Annotated in this window: 4 protein-coding genes; 2 read left to right on the forward strand and 2 right to left on the reverse strand. The window is 73.8% G+C overall.

Annotated elements, in window-relative coordinates; genetic code table 11:
* Nucleotides 1–765 (reverse strand): hypothetical protein (locus SACSA_RS25710; protein WP_019813997.1); only part of this gene is annotated, 765 nt, incomplete at its 3' end.
* A 75-nt stretch (nucleotides 766–840) separates the two neighbouring features.
* Here SACSA_RS25710 and SACSA_RS0104825 point away from each other — a divergent pair.
* The gene (locus tag SACSA_RS0104825; protein ID WP_019813999.1) at nucleotides 841–1,146 is read left to right on the forward strand and encodes a glutaredoxin family protein; all 306 of its coding nucleotides are present in this window, start codon (nucleotides 841–843) and stop codon (nucleotides 1,144–1,146) included.
* A gap of 162 nt (nucleotides 1,147–1,308) precedes the next feature.
* Here the strand turns inward: SACSA_RS0104825 and SACSA_RS0104830 are convergent, their stop codons facing one another.
* Entirely contained in the window at nucleotides 1,309–1,761 is a 453-nt protein-coding gene (locus SACSA_RS0104830; RefSeq protein WP_028661547.1) for a nitroreductase family deazaflavin-dependent oxidoreductase, read from the reverse strand.
* Between the two features lie 118 nt (nucleotides 1,762–1,879).
* On the opposite strand from SACSA_RS0104830, the gene SACSA_RS0104835 reads away from it, so the two are divergent.
* Nucleotides 1,880–2,158: helix-turn-helix domain-containing protein (locus SACSA_RS0104835; RefSeq protein ID WP_019814003.1), on the forward strand; the 279-nt coding region annotated here is incomplete at its 3' end.

Consider the following 2,158-nt stretch of genomic DNA (forward strand, 5'->3'; position numbering starts at 1 on the left):
GTCACCCCGGTCCCGCGCGCCGCGCTCCCCGGGCGGGTGCGGCACCGGGCCGTTCGTCTCCGCCTCGCCGCCCGAACGCGTTGCAGCGGCACGATCGGTGTCCCCACTCCGGCGCTCGGTCCGGCTTCCGGCGCGCCGCCGCCCGCCCTCGGCGCTGCCGTCCCCGTCGCGCTGGTCCCGCGCACGCTCGCCCTTGCCACGCTCGCCCTTGCCACGCTCGTCCTTACTCCGCTGTTTCCGGCCGCGCCGGGCCGGAGCGCGCTCGTCGCTTTCCGGCGGGGAGCCGGTCGGCAACCAGGAGGCCGCGAACGGGTCCGACGGCGTGAGCGCCGAGGTGAGCCTTCCCACACGGACCGCGCGCCCCGCCTCCGGGTCGGTCGCGGCCGCCTCCAACGTGGTCTCGACCTCGCGCACGACGGACTCCCCGACCGCTCCCCCGGCCAGCTCCCGGGCGTGGGACGTGAGTTCCCGCACGAGTTCCGTACGCCGCCGGGTGAGCGCGCGCAACCGATCACCGGCCAGCTCGCGATGGGCGTGCCGCAGCTCCCCTGCGAGGTCGAGCAGCGCGTCCACCTCGGCGGAACGGTGCCGCACGAGCTGGTTGACCAGCGCCGCCGCGGTCGTCGGCTTGCGCAGGGCGCTGATGCGCGTGGCCAGTCCGCGCTCGCCCGCCGAGCGCGCCCGCGCGGCGTGTTCGGAGCGCAGCGCGACGAACGAGGCCGGCTCCGCCCGGTAGAGTTCGTCGGCCACCGCGTCGAAATCCATGGTCACAGCCTCCCCCAAGGGCGGGCGGTACGCCCGCGCTCCGCCCGGTTACGGTGTCGGTGAGGGAGGAAAACTGTGGCTATCAACGAGATCGAGTTCTACTGGCGGCCGGGTTGCCCGTTCTGCGCCATCCTGCGTGGCCGCCTGCGCAAGACCGGACTGCCGGTGCAGGAGATCAACATCTGGGAGGACTCGGACGCCGCCGCGCGGGTGCGTGCCGCGACGGGTGGCGACGAGACCGTCCCCACGGTGTTCATCGGCGACCGGGTGCTGGTCAACCCGGACATCACCGAGGTCACCGACACGGTGAGCGCGGTGGCGCCCGAGTTGTTCGACCTCGCGGCCGAGCCCGCCGCTCCGGGGCACGGCCCCCGGCACTGACGCCCCGGCACGGACGTCTCGGCGCGACCAGGGGGCGCACCACGGGCAGCGGCCCGGCAAGGACCGCGGCGCCACACGGGGCCGCGAGGGGAGTGCATCGTCGTGGCCCGGCGGTTCGCGTGGCCGTGCCGTCGCGGCCGAGAACGGGTCTCGCGCGCATCGTCACCCGATCGTGGCGACCCGGAAAATCGGGCACTCCGGCGCGACGCGACGGAGTGCCGCCTCGTCGGATCGCGCGTCCACCCCCTCGAGGAACCGCCCGACCTCCCATCCCCAGCGCGCCAGATACGCGCGCAGCAACTCCGGTTTCTCGTCGTCGGGCAACTCGGTCGCGCGGACACGGCGCACGCGCCTGCCGACCCGCAACTCGCCTTCGCCCGCGGCCCGCAGGTTGCGCACCCACTGGGTGCGTCCGCGCGGTGAGACCAGGTAGTCGCGCCCGGCGACGGTGAGCACGTTCACCGGTGTGGACCGCCACTCGCCTGACATCCTGCCGCGCACGGACAGCACGCGCGTGCCCCACAGACTCAGTCCCCGGCGGGTCAGCGAGCCCACCGCCCTGTTGAGCATTCGCGCGAGCGCGCCGGGGGCGTGGTAACGCACCTGTCCTGCCATCGGTTCCTCCAAGAGAGCAGTGCTCACATCCAAGAACAGAGAACACCCCACGACGAGTTTCGTCAAGAGCAGTGCTCACGTTTGAGTTCCCCGATCTCGTGGTGGCACACTGACCGCCATGCCCTCCGATCCCGTGCATCGCACGGCCCGCCGACGCGCCAGAGCCGAGGTCGTCGCCGCCATCACGGACACGGCGCGACGCCAGCTCGGCGAGGTCGGCGCGCAGGCGCTCTCCCTGCGCGCGGTGGCGCGGGAGCTGGGCATGGTCTCCTCGGCGCTGTACCGCTACTTCCCCAGCCGCGACGACCTGCTCACCGCGCTCATCGTCGACGCCTACGACGGCTTGGGAGCCGCGGCCGAGCAGGCGGCGGACACGGCAGCGGCCCCCCGCGAGCGG

The sequence above is a fragment of the Saccharomonospora saliphila YIM 90502 genome, assembly GCF_000383795.1.
In the GTDB taxonomy this organism is placed as follows: Bacteria; Actinomycetota; Actinomycetes; order Mycobacteriales; family Pseudonocardiaceae; genus Saccharomonospora; species Saccharomonospora saliphila.

Excerpts from the sequence above, each read along its gene's own strand:
- SACSA_RS0104830 (WP_028661547.1), bottom strand. The coding sequence starts at position 1,761 with ATGGCAGGACAGGTGCGTTACCACGCCCCCGGCGCGCTCGCGCGAATG.